23 protein-coding genes are annotated in these 25,473 nt (G+C 37.3%); 21 read left to right on the top strand and 2 right to left on the bottom strand.

Annotated features, from left to right (window positions below):
- The first annotated feature begins 25 nt into the window (after positions 1-25).
- From MM213_RS19925 to MM213_RS19840, 18 genes are all read left to right on the top strand, one after another.
- A complete protein-coding gene (locus MM213_RS19925; RefSeq protein ID WP_241414647.1) occupies positions 26-796 on the top strand; it encodes a phosphosulfolactate synthase in 771 nt (256 codons plus the stop codon).
- A 50-nt stretch (positions 797-846) separates the two neighbouring features.
- Positions 847-1,782: a DUF368 domain-containing protein gene (locus MM213_RS19920; RefSeq protein ID WP_241414646.1), complete on the top strand. Its 936-nt coding sequence runs from the start codon at positions 847-849 to the stop codon at positions 1,780-1,782.
- Positions 1,779-2,519, top strand: a complete 741-nt coding sequence (locus MM213_RS19915) for a shikimate dehydrogenase family protein (RefSeq protein WP_241414645.1) — start codon at positions 1,779-1,781, stop codon at positions 2,517-2,519. The genes MM213_RS19920 and MM213_RS19915 overlap by 4 nt, the downstream gene beginning before the upstream one ends.
- A 24-nt stretch (positions 2,520-2,543) precedes the next feature.
- Positions 2,544-3,797, top strand: coding sequence for a pyridoxal-dependent decarboxylase (locus MM213_RS19910; protein WP_241414644.1), 1,254 nt, complete (start codon positions 2,544-2,546; stop codon positions 3,795-3,797).
- Between the two features lie 351 nt (positions 3,798-4,148).
- Complete coding sequence (locus tag MM213_RS19905) at positions 4,149-5,150, top strand: radical SAM/SPASM domain-containing protein (RefSeq protein ID WP_241414643.1); 1,002 nt, start codon at positions 4,149-4,151, stop codon at positions 5,148-5,150.
- 169 nt (positions 5,151-5,319) lie between these two features.
- Positions 5,320-7,944 (top strand): SLBB domain-containing protein, encoded by a 2,625-nt coding sequence (locus MM213_RS19900; RefSeq protein WP_241414642.1) that lies wholly within the window; start codon positions 5,320-5,322, stop codon positions 7,942-7,944.
- Positions 7,945-7,949: 5 nt separating this feature from the next.
- Positions 7,950-9,014 carry a GumC domain-containing protein gene (locus MM213_RS19895; RefSeq protein WP_241414641.1) on the top strand — a complete coding sequence of 355 codons (1,065 nt, stop codon included), beginning with the start codon at positions 7,950-7,952 and terminating at the stop codon, positions 9,012-9,014.
- A 19-nt stretch (positions 9,015-9,033) separates the two neighbouring features.
- Positions 9,034-10,347: an oligosaccharide flippase family protein gene (locus tag MM213_RS19890; RefSeq protein ID WP_241414640.1), complete on the top strand. Its 1,314-nt coding sequence runs from the start codon at positions 9,034-9,036 to the stop codon at positions 10,345-10,347.
- Between the two features lie 283 nt (positions 10,348-10,630).
- Positions 10,631-11,563, top strand: a complete 933-nt coding sequence (locus MM213_RS19885) for a glycosyltransferase family 2 protein (protein ID WP_241414639.1) — start codon at positions 10,631-10,633, stop codon at positions 11,561-11,563.
- Complete coding sequence (locus MM213_RS19880; RefSeq protein WP_241414638.1) at positions 11,556-12,332, top strand: 2OG-Fe(II) oxygenase; 777 nt, start codon at positions 11,556-11,558, stop codon at positions 12,330-12,332. The genes MM213_RS19885 and MM213_RS19880 overlap by 8 nt, the downstream gene beginning before the upstream one ends.
- A gap of 78 nt (positions 12,333-12,410) precedes the next feature.
- Complete coding sequence (locus MM213_RS19875; RefSeq protein ID WP_241414637.1) at positions 12,411-13,286, top strand: class I SAM-dependent methyltransferase; 876 nt, start codon at positions 12,411-12,413, stop codon at positions 13,284-13,286.
- An 81-nt stretch (positions 13,287-13,367) separates the two neighbouring features.
- Positions 13,368-14,756, top strand: coding sequence for an O-antigen ligase family protein (locus MM213_RS19870; RefSeq protein WP_241414636.1), 1,389 nt, complete (start codon positions 13,368-13,370; stop codon positions 14,754-14,756).
- Positions 14,746-15,882, top strand: coding sequence for a glycosyltransferase family 4 protein (locus tag MM213_RS19865; protein ID WP_241414635.1), 1,137 nt, complete (start codon positions 14,746-14,748; stop codon positions 15,880-15,882). Before MM213_RS19870 ends, MM213_RS19865 begins: the two co-directional genes overlap by 11 nt.
- A complete protein-coding gene (locus tag MM213_RS19860; RefSeq protein ID WP_241414634.1) occupies positions 15,875-16,579 on the top strand; it encodes an acyltransferase in 705 nt (234 codons plus the stop codon). The genes MM213_RS19865 and MM213_RS19860 overlap by 8 nt, the downstream gene beginning before the upstream one ends.
- Positions 16,580-16,581: 2 nt before the next feature.
- The gene (locus MM213_RS19855; protein ID WP_241414633.1) at positions 16,582-17,340 is read left to right on the top strand and encodes a class I SAM-dependent methyltransferase; all 759 of its coding nucleotides are present in this window, start codon (positions 16,582-16,584) and stop codon (positions 17,338-17,340) included.
- 3 nt (positions 17,341-17,343) lie between these two features.
- Positions 17,344-18,513, top strand: coding sequence for a glycosyltransferase family 4 protein (locus MM213_RS19850; protein WP_241414632.1), 1,170 nt, complete (start codon positions 17,344-17,346; stop codon positions 18,511-18,513).
- Between the two features lie 97 nt (positions 18,514-18,610).
- Positions 18,611-19,225 carry a glycosyltransferase gene (locus MM213_RS19845; protein WP_241414631.1) on the top strand — a complete coding sequence of 205 codons (615 nt, stop codon included), beginning with the start codon at positions 18,611-18,613 and terminating at the stop codon, positions 19,223-19,225.
- Positions 19,226-19,243: 18 nt separating this feature from the next.
- Positions 19,244-20,377 carry a glycosyltransferase gene (locus MM213_RS19840; RefSeq protein ID WP_241414630.1) on the top strand — a complete coding sequence of 378 codons (1,134 nt, stop codon included), beginning with the start codon at positions 19,244-19,246 and terminating at the stop codon, positions 20,375-20,377.
- Positions 20,378-21,280: 903 nt separating this feature from the next.
- Here the strand turns inward: MM213_RS19840 and mtgA are convergent.
- Together mtgA and MM213_RS19830 are read right to left on the bottom strand one after the other, a co-directional pair.
- Complete coding sequence (mtgA, locus tag MM213_RS19835) at positions 21,281-21,976, bottom strand: monofunctional biosynthetic peptidoglycan transglycosylase (RefSeq protein ID WP_241414629.1); 696 nt, start codon at positions 21,974-21,976, stop codon at positions 21,281-21,283.
- 13 nt (positions 21,977-21,989) lie between these two features.
- Positions 21,990-22,799, bottom strand: a complete 810-nt coding sequence (locus MM213_RS19830) for a class I SAM-dependent methyltransferase (protein WP_241414628.1) — start codon at positions 22,797-22,799, stop codon at positions 21,990-21,992.
- Between the two features lie 92 nt (positions 22,800-22,891).
- Here MM213_RS19830 and MM213_RS19825 point away from each other — a divergent pair, with 92 nt between their 5' ends.
- The 3 genes from MM213_RS19825 (at position 22,892) to MM213_RS19815 (ending at position 25,094) form a co-directional block, all read left to right on the top strand.
- The gene (locus MM213_RS19825; protein ID WP_241414627.1) at positions 22,892-23,356 is read left to right on the top strand and encodes a MaoC family dehydratase; all 465 of its coding nucleotides are present in this window, start codon (positions 22,892-22,894) and stop codon (positions 23,354-23,356) included.
- Positions 23,357-23,508: 152 nt separating this feature from the next.
- Positions 23,509-24,294: a tyrosine-type recombinase/integrase gene (locus MM213_RS19820; protein WP_241414626.1), complete on the top strand. Its 786-nt coding sequence runs from the start codon at positions 23,509-23,511 to the stop codon at positions 24,292-24,294.
- 116 nt (positions 24,295-24,410) lie between these two features.
- Entirely contained in the window at positions 24,411-25,094 is a 684-nt protein-coding gene (locus MM213_RS19815) for a hypothetical protein (protein WP_241414625.1), read from the top strand.
- Positions 25,095-25,473 lie beyond the last annotated feature (379 nt).

Below are 25,473 nucleotides of genomic sequence, written 5' to 3'. Positions count from 1 at the left end.
ATCAATCAATAGAAAAACCAATAGAATGAACTACGTTCTGAATAATATCCCTGTACGCAGTCAAAAACCTCGTACTTCAGGATTTACCATGGTCATGGACAAAGGCCTTAGCATTAGAGAAGTTGAAGATTTTGTAGATGCTCACGGAGAATATGTTGATATCGTGAAATTTGGCTGGGCCACTTCATACTTGACAAAAAGACTTTCTGAAAAAATAAGTATCTACCAAGATGCTGGCATTCCTGTTTATTTTGGTGGGACTTTGTTTGAAGCTTTTGTGATCCGAGATCAATTTGAAGATTATAGAAGAGTTTTGGAAAAATATAACCTTAGTTTCGCTGAGGTTTCCGATGGTTCTATCAGCCTTCAGCATGATAAAAAATGTGAATTTATAGAAACACTTTCTAAAGATGTAACAGTTTTGTCAGAAGTAGGGTCAAAAGACGCAGCTAAGATCATCCCACCTTACAAATGGATTGAGCAAATGGAAAAAGAACTTCAAGCAGGTTCTTGGAAAGTAATCGGAGAAGCCAGAGAAGGAGGAAATGTGGGTCTTTTTAGAGACTCAGGTGAAGTAAGGCAAGGGCTTGTCGAAGAGATTCTTACCAAAATTCCAGAAGAAAAAATCATCTGGGAAGCTCCACAAAAAGAGCAACAAGTATGGTTTGTAAAACTACTCGGTGCCAATGTGAATTTGGGAAATATTGCTCCAAATGAATTGATTCCATTGGAAACTATCAGACTCGGTCTTAGAGGAGATACTTTCGACCACTTCTTAGGCGATATAAAATTATAAAATTCTTGGACTGCCTTATCTAAAATAGGCAGTCCAATTCGTTTTCATCCATGAATCAATTCAAAGATACCATCCTTACTTATTTGAAAGGGATGTCTATGGGGGCTGCTGACATCGTACCAGGAGTCTCCGGTGGATCCATTGCACTTATTACAGGGATTTACGAAAAGCTGCTCGATAGCATCAATTCAATAGACCAAACCGCACTCAAACTTCTATTTAAGTTTGAGATCAAGGCGTTATGGAATCATATCAATGGAAATTTTCTTGCAACACTTTTGTTTGGCATTTTTACGAGTGTTTTTGCCTTATCAAAAATCATTACGTATCTCATAGAATTCCATCCGATCCCAGTGTGGTCTTTTTTCTGTGGTTTGATCATAATTTCTGCAGTTATTATCCTAAGAGATATCAAAAAGTGGAGCGTTGGTGTGGTAGCTGCTATCATTATTGGAATTGTTGGAGCATACTTGTTTACAAGTATTCCACCAGTAAGTTCACCGGAAGGCCATTGGTTTACATTTGTTTCGGGAGCAATTGCCATTTGTGCGATGATCTTACCAGGTGTATCGGGGAGTTTTCTTTTGCTGATGTTGGGTCAATATGAAAAAATCCTGGCAGCAGTTTCTGAGAGAAACTTCACGGTAATTGCGATTTTCGGTGCAGGTTGTGTTACGGGTCTTTTGGTATTTAGTAGATTGATATCATGGCTTCTCAAAAATCACCATGCAGCTACCATTGGATTGTTGTCAGGTTTTATGTTGGGTTCGATCAATAAACTTTGGCCTTGGAAAATCGTCCTAAGTTATAGGCTTTCCTCTTCTGGAATACAAAAGCCACTATTGACAGAAAATATCCTTCCTCAAAATTACCTTGCTGCAACAGGAGAAGAATCCTTGTTTTTGCCGGCAATTTTAGCATTCTCTTTTGGGATTCTATTGGTAATAGGGATAGAAAGATTTGCACAATACATCAAAAAACAATGAGAAAATTCGGCTTAATTGGTTATCCCCTTACCCATTCTTTTTCAAAGAAATACTTTACAGAGAAGTTTTCCAAAGAAGGTCTTTCTGATTGTGAATTTGACCTTTACGAAATAGAAAAGGTGAATTTGATAGAGGAGATCATTCAAAACAATCAAGAGCTGGAAGGTCTAAGTGTAACGATCCCCCACAAAGAAAAAGTAATCCAGTTTCTAGATGAACTTGACCCTGCTTGCGAAGCTATTGGAGCGGTCAATTGTATCAAAGTGAATAATGGAAAATTAAAAGGATACAATACAGATTATATTGGTTTCAAAGAATCTTTGGCCAATTGGCTGGGAGACGAAAGACCAAAAGCATTGGTTCTTGGCACTGGTGGAGCTTCAAAGGCTGTAATTCAAGCATTGAAAGACCTTGAAATTTCTTACTTGATAGTCTCAAGGTCAAGCAGTATCAATGAAGACTGGATCACTTATGAAGACTTAGAAAACCAAGAAGAAATCCTCAAAAATCATCATCTAATCGTCAATACAACCCCATTAGGAACCTTCCCAAATACAGAAGTAATGCCTGCTATCAATGCAAATTTGATCTCAAAGCAGCATAAAGTGTATGATCTGGTGTATAATCCTGAAAAGACTTTTTTGATGCGCTCAATGGAAGCGCGCGGTGCAGTAGTGAAAAATGGTTTGGAAATGCTTCATCTTCAAGCAGAAGCTGCTTGGAAGATTTGGAATTAACTTCATACCATTTTAAACAAAAACATGTACTGGAAAAAATTATCACACGAACAAATAAAAGAAATCATATTCAAAGCATTGGGAGAAAATCTCGACTACCGAGGTGAAAGGCCTATTCTGGGAATTCCCGGAACTTACCTTGATACCACAGAATTCTATCCTGATGCACCATTTCTACAAGATGCACCATATATGTCTGCCATGGTGCGCAATCCTAACCACATCGGAGTACACACTTTAAGTGAAAAATCTGTCTTGGAGGTATTTGAAGGAACCCAAAAAATCGAGCGCGAACTGATTCGTCTTGTTGCAGAGGAGGTTTTCAATGGAAAGCCGAATGACCAAGATGGGTATGTCGCAACGGGGGGAACAGAGGCAAATATTCAGGCAATGTGGATCTACCGTAACTACTTCATGAAAGAATATGGTGCAAGGCTTGGAGAGATTGGACTTGTGTATTCTGAAGATTCACACTATTCCATGCCTAAAGGTGCTAATATCCTCAATCTTCAAAACATCATCCTGAATGTAGATCCTGAAACTCGTGAGATCCTAAAGTCCTCACTTAGTGAAAAGATCAAAGAAGCGAGAGCAAATGGAATCAAGTATTTTATAGTCATTGCTAACTTATCCACAACAATGTTTGGTTCAGTAGATGATATTGACATGTTGGGTGATTTCTTCAGCAATCAAAATGTAAATTTCAAAATTCATGTGGATGCAGCCTATGGTGGATTTATTTATCCATTCACCAATACCACGAGTCGATATACCTTCCAAAATCCATATATGAATTCAATAACTGCAGATGGCCACAAGATGCTACAGACTCCTTATGGGACAGGATTGTTTTTGATCAGGAAGGGATTCATAGAATATGTAAAAACAGACGAAGCCCAATACATCCCAGGCAAAGACTATACTATCAGCGGAAGCCGATCAGGAGCCAATGCAATCTCCATGTGGATGATCTTGAAAATTCATGGTTCGGAAGGCTGGAAATACAAAATGGAAACCCTCTGTGACAAAACTGAGCGAATTTGCAAGAAACTCGAAAAGATGGGCGTGGAATACTTCAGAAACCCATTCAATAACATCATTGCAATCAAGGCTAAATATATGTCAGCAGAACTTGCTGATAAGTACTATTTGGTAGCAAACTCTTATGAATTTGAGGCTGAGTGGTACAAAATTGTCGTTATGCCGCATGTGAAGCGCGGTACAATAGACAGCTTCCTAATAGAATTGGCAGGAGAGCAAAGCTCAGTGAAAGCATAGTATTGATTGAAAATGTAATGAACCAAAAAAAGCGAAGGATGAAATTCTTTCGCTTTTTTGATTTATTGAATATAAATGTAACTTAACGCCTTGTTCTGTGTATCCACAGATCAATCTTAACTTTTTAATAAAGAGTAACCTTTTGGCAAAAATGTGTTTTGTTCCATCGCAGAAATTCCATGTTGCCCTCTAATCTATTTTTAGATTTCATCACAAAATAATCGGATTCTCCTATAAGAATATCCATCGGCCATGAACCATTAGATTCAGTCTACACGCTATTTCGAATTCTTTATACAAGAATTCTTTCCAAATCCACTAACTTAGACCCGAATTATCGACTGATTTTCTGTGAACAAACTAATCACCGCAATTTCCCATACCAAACTTCTTAGCTGGAAAAAGGTCTCAAATTATTTACTCCTTTTGGCTTCTTTTCAAGTCAGCAGAATTACAAAAAACCCAAAGATCTGGGGAAAACCAACCACTCTATCTATCGAACCTACCACTAGCTGCAATCTACGGTGTCCAGAATGTCCCAGTGGGTTGAGGAGTTTTACCAGGCCTACAGGGATGATTAAAGAAGACCTTTTCAAAAAAATCATAGATGAAAATGGGCTATATCTTACTTATTTACATCTATACTTCCAAGGGGAGCCCTACCTCCACCCAAAATTTTTGGATTTTGTGAGCTACGCAAACCAAAGGAGAGTCTTCACCGCTACTTCAACCAATGCCCACTACCTTACAAAGGAGAATGTGGAAAAAACATTGGATTCAGGACTCAAGCAGTTGATAGTCTCTATGGATGGAATCACCCAAGAGATCTATCAGGATTATCGTGTAGGCGGAAATTTATCCAAAGTCAAAGAAGGACTTAAGCTACTTATCCACAAAAGAGCGGAAAGAAAATCACTATTTCCCAGAATTATCCTTCAGTTTTTGGTAACAGGTAAAAACGAACATCAACTTGAGGAGCTAAAGTCATGGGCCAAAAGTATGAAGGTAGATGAATTACAGCTGAAGTCTGCTCAAATCTATGGTTTTGAAAATGGCTCAGATTTGATCCCCAAAGACTCAAAATATTCAAGATATATCCTTGGGAAAAATGGCAAATGGAAGCTTAAAAAGGAAATAGAAAACAAATGTTGGAGAATGTGGCAAGGATCAGTTGTCACCTGGGATGGAAGGGTAGTGCCTTGTTGCTTTGATAAAGACGGAGAGCATGTCATGGGCCAACTCACCAATCAGTCGTTAAAAGAAATTTGGCAAAACGCTAAATATCTACATTTTAGGTCTTCACTTCTTCATGACAGAAAGCAAATCGAAATCTGCAAAAACTGTACGGAATAAGCAAAAAATGGTCTAATTTAAAGATTTAGCTATTTCTTTACAGTACGGAATAGTTATCTTTACGCAAGTTTTCCAAAATTTAATGCTGAAAGGAGAAGTTTTTCTTTTCTGCTAGATGATTTACATCTTTTCAAGGAAATCGAATGATCTAAATATCACAATTTTCATTATGCATTCTTCTTTATACACTGTTTATAGAAAAATCTCCGCTACGTTTGTACTAATAGCAGTCCTTTTTTTATGTAATCCCTTTCATTCACAAGCACAATCACTTTCTGATATAGCAAGTATTAATGTAGATGAGCTTTCTGATGAACAGATAAAAGAATTACTCAATAGGGCAAGCGAGGTAGGGCTTACTGAAAATGAATTGATCCAAATGGCAAGCCTGAGAGGATTGCCTGCCTTGCAAGTAGAAAAGCTCCAAGAAAGAATAGAAAAACTGGACTTAAATAGTTCTTCAGGAAGGTCAGGCTCTTCAGGAGCTTCAAAAAGAGATCCTAGAAAACAAGGAGACATCAACGAAATTACTCAAGGAATATTTAAGTTTCAGCAAGATCAATCTTTAAAGTCAGAACCATCTCCCTATTTTGGAGCAGATCTTTTTTACAACAAAAATAGACGTTTGACTTTTGAACCAAATCTAAATTTGGCAACGCCAAAAAGTTATATCCTAGGCTCTGGTGATATGATCTATGTAGACATATATGGGCAATCAGAAAAATATTATGAAGCTACCATCAATCCAGATGGCTTTGCGATCATTGATAATGTCGGACCGATTTCACTTTCTGGAAAATCAATAGAAGAAGCAACAGGAATCCTCAAAAATAGGCTTTCAAATTATTATCAAGGACTAAGTGGAGCCAATCCAAATACTTTTTTACAAGTTACTTTGGGAAATGTCAGGACTATCAAAGTAAATCTTGTCGGAGAGCTAAGGCTTCCAGGGACGTTTACATTGAGTGCGTTCAGTTCTGTATTCAATGCCCTATATGCAGCAGGAGGTCCTAATGAAAACGGAACAATGCGAAATATCAAGTTGATCAGAAATGGAAAGTTACTGGCAACAATTGATATTTATGATTTTTTGATCAATGGCAATGCCAATCTTAATCAACAACTTCAAGATCAAGATGTGATTTTAGTGGAGCCATTTGAAGGAAGGGTGACTGTAGATGGTGAGGTCAAGAGGCCAAAAATTTATGAAGTCAAAACAGGTGAGAGTTTTGATCAGCTTTTGAAGTATGCTGGAGGTTTTACCGATGAGGCATTTCAAGACAGAGTCAATGTCACTAGGGTAAGCGGCAAAGAAAGAGCCGTATCCGATATTTTCAAAGATCAGTTCTCCATATTTACAGTAAAAGGCGGAGATGTCTATCAGGTCGGAAAAGTATTGAATAGATATAGCAACCGTGTTCAGATAAAAGGAGCAGTATTTAGAGAGGGGAATTATGCTTTGACAGATGGTTTGACATTAAAAAAATTGATTGAAAATGCCGATGGAGTAAGGGGCGAAGCATATTTGGAAAGGGCAAGTATTCTGAGAACTAGTGCAGACTTGAGTACTGAGATTATATCTGTCAATCTTCGGGAGATACTGGAAGGGTCTTCTCAAGACATTACGCTTCAAAGAGAAGATGTGGTCAGAATATCTAGCATCTATGATCTCAAAGAAGAAATCTACGTGCAAATTACTGGTGAAGTGAGTAAGCCTGGAACATATCCATTTTCCAAGCAAATGACTGTAGAAGACTTGATCATCATGGCAGGAGGACTGCGGGAAGCAGCTAACACAAAAGAAATTGAAATTTCCAGAAGGATCTCCGAGCCTGAAGCAGGAACTTTTTCTGTACTTGTTCCAGTAAGTGTGGATGTTGACTTTAGTCAAAAAGGATCTACGGAGATTCTTGAGCCATTTGATAATGTAATCATCAGAAGAAAGCCAAATTTCACACTTGAAAAAATGGTGTTTATAGAAGGCCAGGTAAATTCTCCAGGTGCATTTGCGGTACAATCAGCCAAAGAGAGAGTGTCTGATGTGATCAAAAGGGCTGGAGGGTTGACAGCTTTTGCATATGCTAAAGGAGCTACCTTGATCAGAAGAACGGAATATTATGATACCGAATCTGAGCAACTTAGAAGGCAGAAAAACTTGATTGATCTTCAAGAAAAACTGCAATATGACCCTAACAACACAGAAGCCCAAGAGCTCCTGCTTGAGAGACTTTTCAAAACCTTGGGGAATAAGGAAGAAGCAACAAAAAGCGCTGGCGAAAGTACTGCAGCCTCAGAGGTGAAAAAAGAAACCATATCAGGAATAGTCGAATCAAAGGCAGATATTGCTCCAATCAAGATCAAGGAAATGGAAGCAGTTGCGATAGATTTGGAGAAAATACTCAACAATCCAGGTTCGGAATTTGATTTGATATTGGAAGAAGGTGATATCATTTCCATTCCAAGGCAGCTTCAGACTGTGAGAATGAGAGGAGATGTGGTCTATCCGACTACAGTTCGATATGATAATCTTGGTGGATTGAAATATTATATCAATAGAGCTGGTGGGTTTGACAACAGAGCAAATAGAAAGCGTACCTATGTAGTCTATGCAAATGGCGAGGTGGCAAGAACCAAAAGCTTTCTTGGAATCAGAGCTTATCCTCGAATAGAGCCTGGCGCGGAAATATTTGTTCCTACAAAAGGTCCAAGAATGCCAATGAGACCAGGGGAAATTGTAGGATTGACCACTGGATTGGCAACTTTGGTTTTGATCGTCACGCAAATAAACAATTAAGCAAAATGTCGGAAAAGCATATTTTGGACGATAAAATTACCTTAAAAGAAGTTATTTTAAGATTTAACTTCTGGCTCGGTTATCTATTGAGCAAATGGAAGATATTTATAGTTGCTATCATAATTGGTGTAGTACTTGGTGCCTCAATATCTATATTGAAAAAGCCTCTCTATTTGGCTGAGACTTCATTTGTATTAGAGGAATCAGATATGGGTGGAATGGGAGGCATGTCTGGGCTAGCATCTCTAGTAGGTGTTAATTTGGGTTCTCTAGGAAGCTCGAGTGGATTGTTTCAGGGTGATAATATTATGGAACTTTATAGATCTGATAACATGATAAACAAGACACTTCTAAGTCCTTTTAATGAAGAGTCTTTGCTGATAGATCGATATATTTCCTTCATGAAACTTGACAAAAAGTGGAAAAGCAAAGTTGATTTGGCTTCATTGGATTTTTCTCTCGACCGTGAAGATTTCAGTGTTACGCAAGATTCGGTAGTCAAGGAAATTTCAAAATTGATCAGAAAAAACCACCTTTCTGTAGTCAAGCCAGACAGAAAGCTGACAATAATTAAAGTAAATATTCAGTCAAAAGACGAAGCGTTTTCCAAAGTATTCAACGAGACCCTTGTGGAGAAAGTAAATGGGTTTTACTTTGAAACTAAGACAAAAAAAACTGCAGAAAATCTTCAAATACTTCAATCACAGTCAGATAGCGTAAGAAAAATATTGGATCAAAGTTTGGTGGATTTTGCCAACACTGCAGACAGGATTCCAAACCCAAACCCTTTGATGCAATCAGGGACAGTTGATGCTAGAAAAAGGCAAATTGATATTTCAGCTTCTACAGCGGTATACTCTGAAATTGTCAAAAATCTTGAAATAGCCAAGGTGAATCATAGGAATAATTCACCCTTGATTCAGATCATAGATTCTCCTAGGTTTCCATTGGAAAAAATTCATCTGAAGTTAAAAAAAGGAATGGTTTTTGGAGGTGTAATTGCATTATTGGTAATGATAGTTTTGCTTTTTGTAAAGAAGCAATATAATGTCTATGTGAAAGAAAAATAATTGACCCTAAGACTTTTTTATGTTAGATAAGATTTCATCATTCCCGATTGCCAACCTTATCAGAAATAAGTCTATCCAAAACTTTATTTTTTTGGCGATCATTCAGGCATCCAATGTTTTGATTTCATTGATTTCTATGCCACTACTCATTCAGGGAATTGGTGTAGACCAATTTGGCTTGGTAAACCTCGCCCTGTCCGTGGTCATAATGGCAAACATCTTTGTCAGCTTTGGGTTCAATCTCAGTGCTCCTCGTGATGTGGCGATCAACCAAAGCAACAAAGACGAGCTTTCCCATTTGGTCTCGAATATTTTCTCCGGAAAAATTATACTCGCATTTTTCACCTCCATTCTGATTTTGGTAGGAATCTTTGGTCTAGGAATGTTTGAAGGATACCAAACGATCCTTATTTTCTCTCTTTTTATGCTGTTTTCTGAAGCTACACTACCATTATGGTTTTTTCAGGGAATGGAAAAAATGAAATTGATATCTATTGGAAATGTATTTAGCAAATTACTCTTCCTTTTAGGTATCGTTCTGTTTATCCACAAGCCCGACCAGGCAAAGTGGGTCAATTTTCTTTTGGCAGGAAGCGCTTTTTCCATCAATGTTTTGCTACTCTTTTATATTCATTACGAATTGGGAATTACCTTCTATAAGCCAAAATTCAATAAAATATTTGCCTCCTTAAAATCAAACATATTATTTTTTCTATCGCTATTGGCATCTCATATTTCTGTCAATGGAGGCTTGATAGTACTTTCATTCTTTGCTAGTTCTACAATATTGGGTATGTTCAGTTTGGCTGAGAAAATCGGAATGGTTTTGAGAATGTTTCCTGCTTTGGTCATTCAGGCAATCTACCCAAACGCTTCGAAGCTATACAATCAAGATAGACCAAAATTTTACTCCTATGCCCTAAAGACCGCCAAATGGGCTTTAGTAATCGGAGCTATAGTATCATTTGGTACATTTCTTATGGCACCAATCATCATCAAGCTCCTTTCCAAAAAAGAGCTACCCGAAGCTGTTGACTTTCTGAGGATTTTGGCTTTTGTTCCTATGTTGGCATGTCTTAATAATCTTAATGTCCTCTTGTTTTTGGTCAAGGACCAAAAGAATCTAATGTTCAGATCATCATGGTTAGCATGTTTGTTTATGGTAGTATCATCGTTTTTTTTGACTATGTACTATGGAGGAGTTGGATTATCATTTGCACTGATCTCCACTGAGGTTTTTGTTTTTGTTGTATCATTGATTATAAATTTCAAACACAATATAAATGACCTTAAAAGTTTATTGAAGTTGAGCCTAGGGAGAAAAGATTCTTAACATAACATAGTTTGTGAAGATTCTGTGTCAAAAAATCAACACCTCCAAAACAGGAGATCTTTAGTCTTCAATTTGAGTATTCTTATTTTGGAATGCTTTCTTCACAAAATTAAGAAATTCTTAAAAATGAAAAGTCCGCACTATTGTGTTGATAAAAAAGCAAAAAAATCATCTATCCAGAAAGCCAAATACCTAAACCAAGAACAATAAGGCGGATCAGGTTTGTTTTTGATTCACAAAGCTCAAATAATATTTAAATCCACAAATTTTATCATTTATAAAAATGACAAAGATCGCCCAGCCATCAGTGGCCATCATTATTATCAATTGGAACAATTATGATGATTCCCAAAAATGTCTTCATTCTTTAAAAAAATGTGATTATCCAAATTTCAAAACCATCATCGTTGACAATGACTCACATGATGGATCGGGGAGCAAATTGAAAAGTGAATTTGGTGAATTTGCTCATTTTATATTCTCTGATATAAATAGAGGCTTTAGCGGGGGCAACAACCTTGGTTTCAAGTACGCCTTGGGCGAGGGTTTTGATTATGTGATGGAACTGAATAATGATACGGAGGTAGAACCGGATTTTATTTCCAAATTGATCGAAGCCATAGACGATAAGCCTGAATATGGGGCAGCACAACCATTGATATTTTACAATACACCAAATCGACAGACCGTTTGGAATGCTGGGGGAAAACTTCTGCGTCCCTTGGGGATTTCGCTTACCAATCACGAAAACTCCAAAAATCCAGAGACCATCCAAGGTTCAGAGGTAGATTGGATTACAGGATGTGCATTTATGATCAAATCAGATGTTATCAAAAAATCAGGATTGCTAAAGGAATTTTACTTCTTTGGATCATTTGAAGATGTAGATTTGTCTCTCAGAATCCGGAATCTCGGATACAAACTCTGGCTAGAACCAGCCTCAGTGATCTATCATTCGGTGGGAAGTTCGTCAAAGTCAAAGACCAAAGGCAAGGAAGGATATCTCAATCCAAGGGTTCACTATTTGACCCAAAGAAATCAGATGATCTTTATCAATCACCACACTCCAGCAATATTCAAACCGCTGGCAGTGCTTACACAAGTTATAAAGTTGTTTGCTTATTCCTTATATTTTATAGTTCTTTGGAGGCCTGTAAAGTTAAAAATGGTCTGGACAGGCTTTATTGATGGATTATTTAAAACATACCATGATTAATACCGACATTATTAGAAAGGAAATAGAAGGGTACAAAGTTGCCAAACCTTTTCCGCATATGGTGATAGATAATTTTTTGGATAGGGATCTTGCCCAAAAGTTGTCAAATGAATTTCCCGATATCAATGATACTAGTCTGTTCAATTATTCCAATCCATTGGAAAAGAAATCGGCATTGAATGACTGGAACAAATTTCCGCAAAATACTTATAGTTTTTTTGAATTTCTTTGTTCCAATGATTTTGTCAATCAGCTTGGAGAGATTTTGGGTATCAAACTATACCCAGACTTTGGTCTCCATGGAGGAGGCTGGCATATGCATCCTGATGGAGGAAAGCTCAACCCCCACTTGGATTACAATATCCATCCCAAACTAGGATTGCAAAGGAGGATCAACTTGATCATTTACTTATCAGAAGACTGGCAGCCAGAATATGGTGGTCATTTTGGTCTCTGGAGTAATAATGAGGAGAGCAACAGACCAGAACAACTTGTCAAAGAAGTGGAAATCAAGTTCAATAGAGCAGTAATTTTTGATACAAGCTTACAATCATGGCATGGGCTCAGTAGGCAAGTGACCTCTGATGGACAGAAGATCAGGAAATCACTCGCAATCTATTATCTTTGCGAACCGCCAGCGTCTTACATAGACAGGCAAAGGGCACTTTATGCACCTACAGAAGATCAAAAAAACAATCCTGAGATCGAAGAATTGATTAAGAAAAGATCAGACAGCCAACTGTACAAAGATCATTATATCACAAAGTAAATTTTTGTTTAGTCTATATCGCTTACCTAATATATACTGATAGAAGTAAAGACTATTTATAAAGGAAAATCTAATTTAATGATTATTCACAAACATTGTCCTGTCTGTACCTCCACAAATATAGTCGGTGATGCTATAGATCTACATCGATTTGGCCCTCATATATCACGTGCTAGATGCAAATCTTGTGGATTGATATTCGCCAATCCGATGGCTGATGCTGATGACTTAAATAAATACTACAACGATTATTACGAAAAAGATATTTATCAAAGTACCGACTACAAAAACATCATCAAAGATGAAATCCTAAAAATTGGGAATCTGACGGAATCCGAAATAAAAAAGGCAGCACCGTATTTCAGTATTTACAATGACACAGGTAAATTTTTGGATGTAGGTTGTGGCCTTGGAATGGGTCTAGCTTATGCCAGTCGGTTAGGTTTTGAGCTTTATGCTACAGAGTATGACCAAGGAGCGATTGATTTTGTGAAAAGTCATTTTCCTGTCAACGTACATAAGGGTGATTTGGCTACGGCCAATTTTCCTGACAATTACTTTGACTTTATCCACATGAGCCATGTCATAGAGCATGTCCTAGATCCGGTGGCGTATTTTGCAGAAATGAAAAGAATCCTAAAGCCAGGTGGCACGCTAGCGATAGGCACACCAGACATGTCAAGTCTATTGTATAAAAGCTATAAGTGGCTCAATCATTTACAGCTAAAAGTCCCTAGAATAATAGATGGTTTGGAACACACCTATATTTTCCCCAAAGGACTATTGGCAGATTTGATCAAGCAGCAGGGGTTGACAATCAAGCTACATTATTCACACACATTGGGAGAAAAGTATAGTAACTTGATAAAATACAAAATGCCCATCAAAAAGAAAGTCTCCCGAGTCGTGCAGAATTTCTTTAAAATCAATCAATGGATAGTTTGTGTAAAATAACCATACACCTCTCAGGAGTTTTTTTATTGAGTGGAAATATAAACTTTACTTTCCTAAATTTGATCAAATAAATCTCTCTGAATGCACCTTGTCATTTTTATAATCCTTTCTATAATTCTTTCACTGACAATTTTTTGGACAGTAAAGAAGGCTGTGTTGATCGGAAAATGGGAGTACATCATTTATTTTTTATTGCTATACTTCCCTATTTATACGGTGTTTTTGAGTGTCACATACGCCTCCACAGAATCTGTAATTCTAGTCAAGTCCTTCCAAATCTTCAAAGATCTGATTGTCATCTTCGCTGTTTATCTTTTTGTGTTGTTTCAGAATAACATATTCAAATATCCCTTTAGGTTTACGATTGTGGATAAGTTATTTTTGACATTAACCTTACTCGCAGTTTTCTTTCTATTTGCACCAATCGGTGAGGCTACATTTTCGGCAAAAGTATTCTATTTCAAAGGGATGTTGATACCGGCACTTGTATATTTTCTAGGCCGTAATACCAAGTTTGACGATCGAGAAGCTGGGTTGTTCTTCAAAATTATTTTTGGGATTGTGATTGTAGGTTTTGGTGTCAATGTATTTGAAGTGATATTTGACATACATTTTCAGAATATCACAGGATACGCTGGTTTTAACCTCGCTCTGAACAATGTAGAGCCAAGTGGGAATTTTGGGCTTTCTTGGACATTCGAAACCCAAGCCATAACCAAACGACTTGCCTCCATCTATTCAGACCCTTTGGAGCTTTCCAGTTCTGTTTTGATGGGTTTTGCCGTTGGGCTGATTTTTTATCTTACAAGCAAAAGGGAACATGCCAATTTCTATATCTTAATCATGGTCTTTGCATTTGTAAGCTTGATGTTGGCTTCATCAAGAGCATCTTTTGCAGCTTTTTTTGTGATGTTGTTTTTTGTAGCAGTGACATTTAGGCTATATACCTTGATCATGATTGGTGTTTCTCTGGTATTGGCATTTGTGGTTTTTGTAGTCTTTTTTGCATCAGAAGATTTCTATTATTTCGTAATAGATACCCTTACCTTCCAAAACCTTTCAAGTGTTGGACATTTGGTAGAGTGGCTTATCGCTTTGGAAGGAATGCTGGAAAGCCCTTTTGGAGTGGGGCTTGCTATGAGTGGCAATGCCGGGAGTGTTACAGAGGAATTGAGGATAGGCGGGGAAAACCAGTTTTTGATCTATGGCGTACAATTAGGCTGGATAGGAATGATTACATATATCTTGTTACTGGCCTATTCTATCGTTCATAGCATCAAAGTATTTAGAACTACAGAAAATCTGATGACTGCAAGGATAGCATTTACTGGTGCCGCAGCGAAAACCGCCTTGATTTTGCCATTGTTCACTGCCAATGCAGAAATGTACCTGTATGTTAGTTGGATCTCATGGTGGATGGTTGGCTATGCTATGAACAACTACCCTATAACAAAGCATCATGAAGCATAGAAAAAAAGTCTTGATCGATGTATTTTACTTGTATGTAGCCCAAACAGGTATCAAAACCTACATGCTATCTATTTGTGAGGAGGTATCCAACAGAAAAAATTCTGAATTTGAGTACATCATCAGTCCTGATTTTCAGAAAGTAAGTCAGAGTAGTTTTTTTAAAGGGAAAACAGCAAAGTGGAAAAATCTACTTTTTCAACTGCTTTATTTTTTGCGCAAGCAAATCGTAGTTCCAATACTTTCCTATTGGTACAAAGCAGACGTTGTTTTCAGCCCGGACATCCTTAGTCCGATATGGGGAAAAGGAAAAAAAGTATCTGTGATACACGACACCTTCTTTTGGGACAACCCTGAGCATTATCAAGCACATTGGTTAAAATATTTTCTTTTTTTCTTAAAAAAGGGACTTCAAAAGAATGCATCGGTAATTACGATTACCGATTATTCTAAAGGAAGATTGAAGCAAATGAATGAATTCAAAGATTTGCGAATAGACGTCGTTCACCCTTCTTCTGGACTGACCAACTTTGTGGATAACTTTCCTAAAACATCGAATTGCATAGCTGAAAGGTACTTTCTTCATGTAGGTGTGATGGAAAAAAGAAAGAATCTAGGCATGTTGATTACTGCATTTTCAGAACTTATCCACATTCCCAAGTACAAAGATCTGAAATTATACTTGGTAGGGCAGCGAGGTCCAAGGGAAGCATTGGACGATTATGATCATCTTGCCAAGTTGGTGAAAGACCAAAAACTGGAAACGAATGTAATTTTCCCAGGATATATCAGCAATGAAGAATTGAGCCATTTCTTTCAAAATGCAACAGCATACATATTCCCATCTTCCAATGAAGGTTTTGGATTACCAGTTTTGGAGGCATTTTCTTTTGGCTTGCCTGTGATCATTTCAAATCAAGGCGCTCTCAAAGAAGTGGCAGGAGATGCAGCATTGGTTTTGAATGAAAATACTTCTGAAAACTTGGTGCAATCTATGATACAGATCTTGGAAGACGAAAGCCTTAGATTAAGGCTAAGGGAAAAAGGGATAATTCGTGTAAAGGAATTTACAACGGAGAAGTTTTTCTTATCTTTGGAAGATACTTTTAAAGATATTTTAAATGGGTAATTTCCTAGGGACAAGCATTACAAAAATCACTGGAGTTGATCTTAGTGATCGATTTGGAGAGGATTGGGATAGTTTATCCACATTGGGAGTTCTGATTAGAATGAATATCTGGTTGCTTAGAGGAATGTTTATCAGGTGGAGACTGAGATCAGTAAAAGGACTTTTTCTGGTAGGGAAAGGAGTCACCTTGAGACAACCTGGATATATTGATGTGGGCAGAAACTTTATTGCACAAGATCACTGTGAAATCAATGGCTTATCACAAAAAGGCTTGATTTTTGGAGACAAAGTCACGGTAGGAAGCTATGCGATCATTCGGCCAACAAATCTCTATGGAGGCGAAGCAGGTGTAGGTCTGAAAGTTGGGAACAATAGCAGTATTGGTCCCTACAGCTATATCGGTTGCTCTGGATACATAGAAATAGGGGACAATGTGATGATGTCTCCTCGAGTGAGTATCTACTCCGAAAACCATAATTTCGGTGATGTGGCCTTACCAATGATAGATCAAGGGGTAACACGCTCTTTTGTCAAAATAGAGGATGACTGTTGGATAGCAGCCAATTCGATCATATTGGCCGGTGTGACAGTGGGAAAAGGCTCGATCGTGGCAGCTGGTTCTGTGGTCACCAAAGACGTGCCTCCATTTAGCATTGTAGGTGGAAATCCTGCAAAAATCATTAAATCAAGATTATAGAAATGAAGCGTGATTCTTTAAAAAACTGGAAGAAATTTGGGAAAAACGATCCTTATTTTGGCGTACTTTCAGATGAAAAGTACAAGAAAGAAAACCTTACAGAAGATGGTTTGCAGGAGTTTTTTGCCACAGGGGAAGCTTATGTGAATGAGTCTTTACACAGAATCAATCAGCTTACAAAGTTTTCTTTAGATCATGCTTCTATATTGGATTTTGGATGTGGTGTGGGCAGGTTGGCAATACCTTTTTCGAAATATACCAGTGCGAAGGTAGTAGGCTTGGATATTTCACCAGAGATTCTCGACAAAGCAAGGGCACATGCCTATAGCTTTGGAAGGGACAATATAGATTTTGTCCTCTATGATGGTGAAAATCTACCGAAGCTTCCTTCGTTTGATCTGGTCAATTCTTACATTGTATTGCAGCATATTGAAATAAACAGAGGTTTGGCTTTGCTGACACAGCTACTTGATAAAGTCAAAATCGGAGGGATTGCACAAATTCAAATTACACATGGACATGAACTTCCTACTATTCCCTATCTCAACTTTTATTTAAGGACAAAAGTACCTTTGTACAATTTTCTATATTCCTTTGCCAAACATCGGGAAATCATCGTAGAACCCGTGATGCAGATGAATCTATATAAAACAGACTTGCTAAAAACCGTTTTTGCCAAATACTCGACCACAATAAAAGAAGTGCAAACAAATCATGGAGGTATTTTGGGTAGCTTTTATATTTTAAAGAGGGAATATTGATACATGAAGCCAGCCAAAAAAGACTACGAGATACTCATGCTCCACGGATCGTCAGATCTCTATGGTGCGAGTAAGATGTTTTTGCTTTCCATCCAATCTCTTCAATCTAAAGGGGCTAACGTAACAGTGGTGTTGTCTGAAAATGGGCCACTTGTGAGTGAATTGAACAAACTTCATGTAGATGTTCATATCTATAAACTAGGTATACTCAGGAGAAAATATTTTAACGCAAAAGGTATATTCAATCGACTAGTCACTATCCGAAGGGCGAAGGCATTTTTGTCAAATTTGGTTATTGAAAAAAAGATTGATCTGATCTACTCCAATACCTCAGCTGTATTGGTAGGTGGCTGGGTGGCCAAGAAAATGAAAATTCCTCACGTAGCGCATCTCCATGAAATCATAAAGTCACCCACTTGGTTGAGGAAGCTTCTAGGCAATATTATCAACAACACATCATCCAAAGTATTGGCTGTATCGCAAGCTGTCAAGGAAAATTGGAGCGGTGTGATTGATGTGAATAAGATCAAGTTGGTTTACAATGGGATAGATCAATCTCCATATTTTGATTTAAAAACCAACATTATAAAAGACCTTCCAAAAATGGCTGAAAAAAAGATCCTAATAGGAATGATAGCCAGAGTGAATCATTGGAAAGGCCAAAACTACTTTATAGATATTGCAAAAAGTCTATGTCATGATTATGACAACTTACATTTTTTGATAGTAGGAGATGCTTTTCCTGGAACTGAATACTTTATCGATGAACTCCTGATCCATATTAAAAACTCAGGTATGGAGGATCACATTACTTACTTGGGATACAGAACTGACGTGGCAGATATCTTAAACACCTTGGACATCTTTATGCTTCCATCGATTCTTCCAGATCCACTACCAACAACTGTATTGGAGGCAATGGCTGCCGCCAAGCCAGTTGTAGCTACCAATCATGGCGGGGCTAGGGAAATGGTGTTGGATGGGGAGACTGGATTTTTGGTTCCTTGGGATGATACAGAAAAAGTGGTTTCAATTATGAGAATTTTGATAGAAAGTCCTGAGAAAAGAAAAGCAATGGGAAAAAGCGGGAGAGAAAGGGTTTCAAAGCATTTTTCTATAGATACATATCTAGATAAATTTTCCAAAGAAATCAATGAATTGGTATTTAGATGACAGATTTTCCCAAACTTTTCCCTTATTATACTCATATAAGGTTTGAAACAAATACTCATGGAAGCTTTATATTTGCAAAATATATGATCAACCCAGCATGAACAACTCCCAACAAACTAACAAAACCGAACCAAGAATAAAAGGAATTGATTTTAAGCCATTTATTGAGCCAGAGCTTGACGCAAGATATTATTTGCAACTTCCGCCAGATAAAGTTGTCATCACAATGATTTCGCCTCTGAAAAAGGATCAGGGTCATTGTTTGTTTTTAAGAATGGCAAGTAATCTTGTGAAAAAATATCATAACGCACACTTTTTGATAGCACACGAGGAGATTGACTTTGAATTTCAAAGAGAATTCAGTGGATTGATTGAAAATAAGAACCTTGAAGGAAAATTAGACATCATAAAGAACATCAAAGGAATACCTGATATTCTAAAAGCTACTGATATCTTTGTTTATCTAAAGGAAAAAGGAGACGAATTTCCTACAGTAATATTGAAAGCAATGGCAACCGGTCTTCCTGTGGTAAGTATCAAAACAAGCCTATTTCAAAAAGTTATTTTGCATGAAGAAACCGGTTTTTTGATCGAAAACAATGACATTGAGTCTGCAATCCAAAAAATCAGTTTGCTTATGGAAAACCCAAATATGTCAAAAAAGATGGGAAAATTAGGTCAAGAAAGAATCATCAATCATTTTAGCAATTAGGACTTTTCAATAAAAAGAATGTCAAATTCTACTCCCATTCCAAAGCTCAAAGTATCCATTCTTGGTGCAAAAGGGTATCCCTATGTCTATGGTGGATATGATACCATGATCAAAGAGCTTGGTGAAAGGTTACAAAAACGTGGCGTAGAAGTTACTGTTTATTGCCACCGAGCACTTTTCAAAGATAAGCCACCTTTTGTAAATGGTATCAAACTAGTCTATACACCTGCGATTGAAAAAAAGAGTTTGACACAATTGACCCACTCTTTTGTTTCTATGCTTCATGCTTGCTTTTCAGATGCAGATGTGATATTCGTCGTAAATTCCGGAAATGGACCATTTGGAATAATTTCCAGGCTTTTTGGAAAGCCGACGGCTATCAATGTGGATGGTTTGGAATGGCTTAGACCAAAATGGAAAGGCTTGGGATCAAAATACTTCTTTTGGGCTTCAAAAATGGCCACCAAATTCTACGATCAAGTCATCAATGATTCTGACGAAATGCAAAGAATCTATTTGGAGCTCTTCAATGCAAATTCCAAAGTAATTGCATATGGTGCAAATCCAGCTTTGAGTTCTGACGCATCCAAAATCAAAAAATGGGACTTAGATAGAGAAAGCTACTATCTTATCGTAGGAAGGCTCGTTCCTGACAACAATGCCGATTTGATCATTCAAGGATACGTAAAATCCAACTCCCAAAGAAAGCTCGTCATAGTAGGAGATGTTCCATACAAAGACAGCTATGTGGATAACTTAAAAAGCATAGAAGACGATCGCCTCTTGTTTACTGGCTATGTGACAGACTCAGAAGAACTTAAGGCACTTTATCACAATTGCTATGGCTACTTCCATGGGCATGAATACGGCGGTACCAACCCTGCTATGCTCAAAGCTATGGCTTATGGTTGTGCCATACTCGCTTTGGACACACCTTTCAACCAAGAGATGCTTCAAAATGGAAAGCATGGGTGGTATTTTGACAAGGACGAAAAATCAGTAGTAGAGATTGTGGCAAAAGCAGAGAGTACACCTGATGCCATGAAAACCCTCCGAGACACAGCCCGTTCAGGTCTTACCCAAAAGTATAACTGGGAACACGTCACAGACCTATATCTCGAAGTCTTCAATCAGCTTGCCAACAAAAAGTGATTCATTTTTTTCGTAAGGCTTCCCTTCCATTTTTGAATGTCCAAAAGTTATTAGTCGATTAGTGATCAGTAAATCAATTTTTGACTATCCGCAATTAGGGCAGTAAATTAATTTGAAGGGTTGTAAAAGCGGGAAATAGTCAATAGTTATCAGTACATCTATTGATATAAAATAAATGATTTTGTTTGGCTACTGTTAAGAAAGCGGATATACATAAATCAAGTGCTCTAAAAATCAATTATACTTTTATTCTGTGAAGGATCATAAAAGAAGAAGAAATTTTTGGCAATTGAACTACCACTTTCTGCAAATCATGTTTTTGCCTATTGGACGATAAGGAAAAATTCATTTCCATATTTCTAAAATTAGCTGTGATTAAAATGTTAATATTATTGATTTGGCAACAATAAATATATAAAAGTAATTATTCTGTAAATTTTAAGCTTATTTGTTGAATAAATTTTAATAGAAAGAATGTTTTCTTAACTTTGAAATATCAAACAAAGACAAAAGGTCGAAAATTTGACAAAACAAATTGTAGGATGTTGAAATTGGCAGACAAGCCCTCCTGTCTCGGGGGTGGAGAACCTAGGATAAAGCGAATAGCGAGCTCGTATTTTTGCCTAACTACTCCGTGGAGGTTCGAATCCTTCTCCTACAGCCAAAGTGCAGAAATGAAAGATTTCTGAATTGATTTGAAAATATTATACTGTAGGATGATGAAATTGGCAGACATGCCCTCCTGTCTCGGGGGTGGGGTCCCAGGATAAAGCAAATATCGAGCTCGTGTTTTGCCTAACTGTCCCGTAGAGGTTCGAATCCTTTTCCTACAGCTGGTTATTTTGGGTTTATTGTTAATTGACTAAAGCTGTGAGATTCTGTTTCGCGGCTTTTTTATTTTTCTTACTTTCCAAATCCCACAGGCTCCAAATTATTCATATTTCTCAGAATCCATACTTGCCTACCATAGATATAGGCGGTAGGCTTTGCCGGAGACCAGCGTCTTGGATTGGGTAGTGTGGCGGCTATCAGTGCTGATTCATTTCTTGATAAGGATGAGGCCGATTTTTTGAAAAATGTCTGAGAAGCTGCCTCTGCTCCATAGATTCCATCTCCCATTTCGATGACATTGAGATACACTTCCATAATCCGCTCTTTTCCCCAAACAAATTCAATCAATACAGTAAAATAAGCCTCAAGGCCTTTTCTTACCATCGTTCGTCCTGGCCACAGGAATACATTTTTTGCAGTTTGCTGGGAGATGGTGCTGGCACCTTTGATCCTTTTTCCCTGCTTATTTCCTTCCCATGCTTTCTTCATAGCTTCCACGTCAAAACCATTGTGTGAAGGGAATTTTTGATCTTCAGCTGCTACTACTGCCTGGGGAAGGTTTTTCGAGATTTCCTTGATAGATACCCAATCTTTATAAAGTCTGACTTCTTTCTTTTCATCAAAACTTTGCTCCCAAACTCTGATTAGCATCAGGGGAGTCACTGGCACGGGGACAAACTTATAGACAATAGTCATTCCTATCGTGATGATGAAAAACCACATCACAATTTTGGCTAGTATTCTGAAAATCCTTTTAACTAACTTCATATCATATTGGTGTTTACGCAGTAGCGGTGGCTTGAATAAATCTATAATAGAAAATAGCATCTTCCATTTCAGTCAATTCATCCATGGCTTTTTGCATGGCTTGAATCTCTGCTTCACTTATCAAGCCTTCCTCCAAAAGCATTGGAGCACCACTTGCCATCAGGTTTTTCCAATAGTTGAAGACTATTTTCTTATCCTCTGAGTTGCGGCTATCAAGATGAAAACCTCCAGATCTCAACGAGATATTCGCATACCCGGAAGCTTCAAGCAGATCACCGAGCTTTGCTCCCACTTGGGGGTCTCCTCCAATCTGAATTTGGTAATCATTGTATATCTTCCAATAATCCATGATGGCGGGTATCGATGGGTAGGTGTAGAATGTAGCATTGAAAACCTCCGTAATCACCACTTTGGCATTTGGCAAGAGGTGAGGTTTCATACTTTTCAATACTTGTATAGGATCTGAAATATGCTCCAAAACCCAGCAGATGAAAGCTGAATCAAATTTTGAATCTAAATCCAAGTTTCTGGCATCTTGCTGTACAAACTGCACTTGCGGGAAAGTATAGCCCATGGAATGTAGGTTTTTCTCAGCTTTTTCGATTTGCTTAGCTTCATATTCTATACCTGTGATCTTCAAGTGAGGAAATCTCCTAAGCAAAATCTCTGTCTGAGCGCCTACACCAGAGCCAATTTCCAATAATTCCTGATTTTCTGAAAAATCTATAAAATCATAAATTGGCTTTTCGATTACACCTGCTTGATGCCTGAGTCTTTCTTGCTCAATCTCCTGATATCCGTGAATGTATTTGTATTGGGTCATTTTAGCCTTGTTTTCTCACTATTGTATGGCAAATTACGCTGAAATTTACGGGATTTTTAATACCTTTAATTTTTTTAAAACACATAAAAACTATGAGTCAACTTAGAATCGGAAGTTTTGAAGATTTCGAAAAATATATAGGTCTGGAACTTGGACTGTCAGACTACCACACAATCACCCAAGAGCAAATCAATCAGTTTGCGACTGCTACTTTGGACCACCAGTGGATTCACACTGACCCAGAGCGAGCAAAGTCCCAAGGGGCATTTGGAGATACAATAGCACATGGATATTTGACCCTGTCTATCGTGCCTTATCTTTGGGGGCAGATAGTGAAGGTAGAAAACCTGAAAATGATGGTCAACTATGGCATAGAAAGTTTGAGATTTGCACATCCAGTATTGGTCAATAATGAAGTAAGGCTAAATGCCAACCTCAAAAGTGTCGTCAACCTACGTGGCACCATCAAAGCCGAAGTCAATGTAAAGCTAGAGATCAAAGACCAGAAAAAGCCAGCCTTTAGTGGCGTATTGGTATTTTTGTATCATTTTCAATAAGACAAGCTTATGATTATTTAGAGAAATTTTCCATCGATGGAAAACAGGTTCCTTTCAGATTTGAAATATCTGGAAGGATTTTTTTTGATTTTTAAACTACTTTTTAAAGAATTGTTTAAATTGGAGTTGTTTACTTTTAATGTTGATTTTTTATGAAGAAGCTGTTTTTGAAAAATGACTGTCTAGGAAAGAACCCTATCATTAGGATTGAGTTTCCCTATGATTTTGAGTTAAAGGAGCTGGTGAAGCAATTTCCGGGTTGCAATTGGGACACCAAGAAAAAAGTCTGGTGGGTAAGTTATACTGTTGATAGACTAACGGAACTAATCACATTTTTCAAAGGTAAGGTGTGGTTAGATTATAGTGAGTTGAAGAAAGTAGAGATTCCAAAGGAAAAAGTACTGCCTAATGTTTTAAGTAAAGAAGATGTCAAAAAGATTTTGGAAAGCATATCGAATGTGAAGCATTTAGCGATGTTAAGCCTTATTTATGCCTGTGGATTAAGAAGATCAGAGTTGCTAAATATTCAGCTGAGCCATATAGATTCAAAAAGAAACCTTTTGATAATAAAACAAAGTAAAGGTAAAAAAGATAGGGTAGTTCCATTATCCACTAAGTTGATTGAGCTCATGAGATCATATTTCAAAGCTTATAGGCCAAGTACTTTTCTTTTTGAAGGAGAAAAAGTAGGTACTCCTTACAGTGGGAGTAGTTTGCAACAAGTACTAAAAAAGGCTCTTGCCAATGCGGGTATCAAAAGACCAGTAACATTGCACTGGCTTAGGCATAGTTACGCAACTCATTTATTAGAAAGCGGTACAGACCTAAGGTATATTCAAGAATTGTTAGGGCATAGCAGCAGTAAGACTACCGAAATTTATACGCATGTAAGCCAAAAGAAAATTTCAGAAATTCGCTCTCCGTTTGATGATTTGTAAAAAATCATTAGTTTTAATAAAAATAACAAAAGTAATGCAAAGCCTTCCATTCTGGCAGGCTTTGCATTACAAATACGTTAACATATCGAAGTTATGTGCAAGCTGAAAACCAAAATATGTCTTCTAGAAAATTAAGGAATAAATACGACTTTCTTGATAACACAAGAATTTTATTGAATTTCAAATTTGACCCAATAAAAGATTATTTGGATAACTCTGCGGGAATGATTATTCAACAAGAGAAAGAATTAAACGAAAAGTATCAAGCCTGGAATAAAAAACACTCTAATAATCCTGAGATGCCAGATGCATTTGACATTTACGAAATGGAGATTATAAATAGTTCGGAATTTCCTAACATTCTTAATCAATCAATTTATCTGACAATTTACTCAACTTTTGAAAATGAATTTTTTAAGCTCTGTGAATGGTGCCAAAATGCTGAAAATTTAAAAATTGGACCTAAAGACATTAACGGACAAGGTTACATTGGACAATGTAGAAAGTATGTAACAAATGTATTAGACGTGAATTTGGATGATTTAAATGAACTATGGGCTGAAATAAAAAAGTATCAGTTGATTAGAAATTCCATAGCTCACAATAATGGAATAATAAAATCGCCGAATAATGATGTTTTAACATTTATTGAAAATTCAAACGGAATACTATTTGATATCAAAAAATCACAAGTAAAAATTGAATCAATTGACTTTTTAAAAACTTTGATTGATAAATTGACTGATTTTATATCTGGGACAGCTGAAATAATAATGAACGGAAAAAAAGCCAGCACATAACAGCGCATAACAAAAATGGCGAGATTTATGCTTGAAACGAGAGTTTTGTGTATTTTTAGAAACTTAAAGTTTAACCGAAAAACTTGCGCATTTTAGCTCGCCACTTTCGTTATGCGCGAGACGTTATGCGGCATTCCCCCTACATTAAAAAAGTTGATTTCGTAAGCTAACGTTTGAGAGCATCATGGCAAGATTTTTTGTAAATTACTGGTCTCTCAGTAAGGCCGATTTTAGAAATGTTGCCCTCGAGTAATCGAAGAGCACGGGCGCCATTCTGGTTGGGATGCTTGCGATGATTTCAGTGGCGGATTTGTCTTTAAAAGTCAGATACCCCGTTCAGAATATTTTCTAGCCAAAAGCACATCCCCTGAGAGACTTA

Source organism: Belliella alkalica, from assembly GCF_022549785.1.
Classification (GTDB): domain Bacteria; phylum Bacteroidota; class Bacteroidia; order Cytophagales; family Cyclobacteriaceae; genus Belliella; species Belliella alkalica.
The sequence above is the reverse complement of the archived record's forward strand: the minus strand, read 5'-3'. Positions and strand labels throughout refer to the sequence as shown.

Bases quoted from the DNA above. Each gene is read 5' to 3' on its own strand.
- MM213_RS19925 (WP_241414647.1), top strand. From the start codon at position 26: ATGAACTACGTTCTGAATAATATCCCTGTACGCAGTCAAAAACCTCGT.
- MM213_RS19920 (WP_241414646.1), top strand. From the start codon at position 847: ATGAATCAATTCAAAGATACCATCCTTACTTATTTGAAAGGGATGTCT.
- MM213_RS19915 (WP_241414645.1), top strand. From the start codon at position 1,779: ATGAGAAAATTCGGCTTAATTGGTTATCCCCTTACCCATTCTTTTTCA.
- MM213_RS19910 (WP_241414644.1), top strand. From the start codon at position 2,544: ATGTACTGGAAAAAATTATCACACGAACAAATAAAAGAAATCATATTC.
- MM213_RS19900 (WP_241414642.1), top strand. From the start codon at position 5,320: ATGCATTCTTCTTTATACACTGTTTATAGAAAAATCTCCGCTACGTTT.
- MM213_RS19895 (WP_241414641.1), top strand. From the start codon at position 7,950: ATGTCGGAAAAGCATATTTTGGACGATAAAATTACCTTAAAAGAAGTT.
- MM213_RS19890 (WP_241414640.1), top strand. From the start codon at position 9,034: ATGTTAGATAAGATTTCATCATTCCCGATTGCCAACCTTATCAGAAAT.
- MM213_RS19885 (WP_241414639.1), top strand. From the start codon at position 10,631: ATGACAAAGATCGCCCAGCCATCAGTGGCCATCATTATTATCAATTGG.
- MM213_RS19880 (WP_241414638.1), top strand. From the start codon at position 11,556: ATGATTAATACCGACATTATTAGAAAGGAAATAGAAGGGTACAAAGTT.
- MM213_RS19875 (WP_241414637.1), top strand. From the start codon at position 12,411: ATGATTATTCACAAACATTGTCCTGTCTGTACCTCCACAAATATAGTC.
- MM213_RS19870 (WP_241414636.1), top strand. From the start codon at position 13,368: ATGCACCTTGTCATTTTTATAATCCTTTCTATAATTCTTTCACTGACA.
- MM213_RS19865 (WP_241414635.1), top strand. From the start codon at position 14,746: ATGAAGCATAGAAAAAAAGTCTTGATCGATGTATTTTACTTGTATGTA.
- MM213_RS19860 (WP_241414634.1), top strand. From the start codon at position 15,875: ATGGGTAATTTCCTAGGGACAAGCATTACAAAAATCACTGGAGTTGAT.
- MM213_RS19855 (WP_241414633.1), top strand. From the start codon at position 16,582: ATGAAGCGTGATTCTTTAAAAAACTGGAAGAAATTTGGGAAAAACGAT.
- MM213_RS19850 (WP_241414632.1), top strand. From the start codon at position 17,344: ATGAAGCCAGCCAAAAAAGACTACGAGATACTCATGCTCCACGGATCG.
- MM213_RS19845 (WP_241414631.1), top strand. From the start codon at position 18,611: ATGAACAACTCCCAACAAACTAACAAAACCGAACCAAGAATAAAAGGA.
- MM213_RS19840 (WP_241414630.1), top strand. From the start codon at position 19,244: ATGTCAAATTCTACTCCCATTCCAAAGCTCAAAGTATCCATTCTTGGT.
- mtgA (WP_241414629.1), bottom strand. From the start codon at position 21,976: ATGAAGTTAGTTAAAAGGATTTTCAGAATACTAGCCAAAATTGTGATG.
- MM213_RS19830 (WP_241414628.1), bottom strand. From the start codon at position 22,799: ATGACCCAATACAAATACATTCACGGATATCAGGAGATTGAGCAAGAA.
- MM213_RS19825 (WP_241414627.1), top strand. From the start codon at position 22,892: ATGAGTCAACTTAGAATCGGAAGTTTTGAAGATTTCGAAAAATATATA.
- MM213_RS19820 (WP_241414626.1), top strand. From the start codon at position 23,509: ATGAAGAAGCTGTTTTTGAAAAATGACTGTCTAGGAAAGAACCCTATC.
- MM213_RS19815 (WP_241414625.1), top strand. From the start codon at position 24,411: ATGTCTTCTAGAAAATTAAGGAATAAATACGACTTTCTTGATAACACA.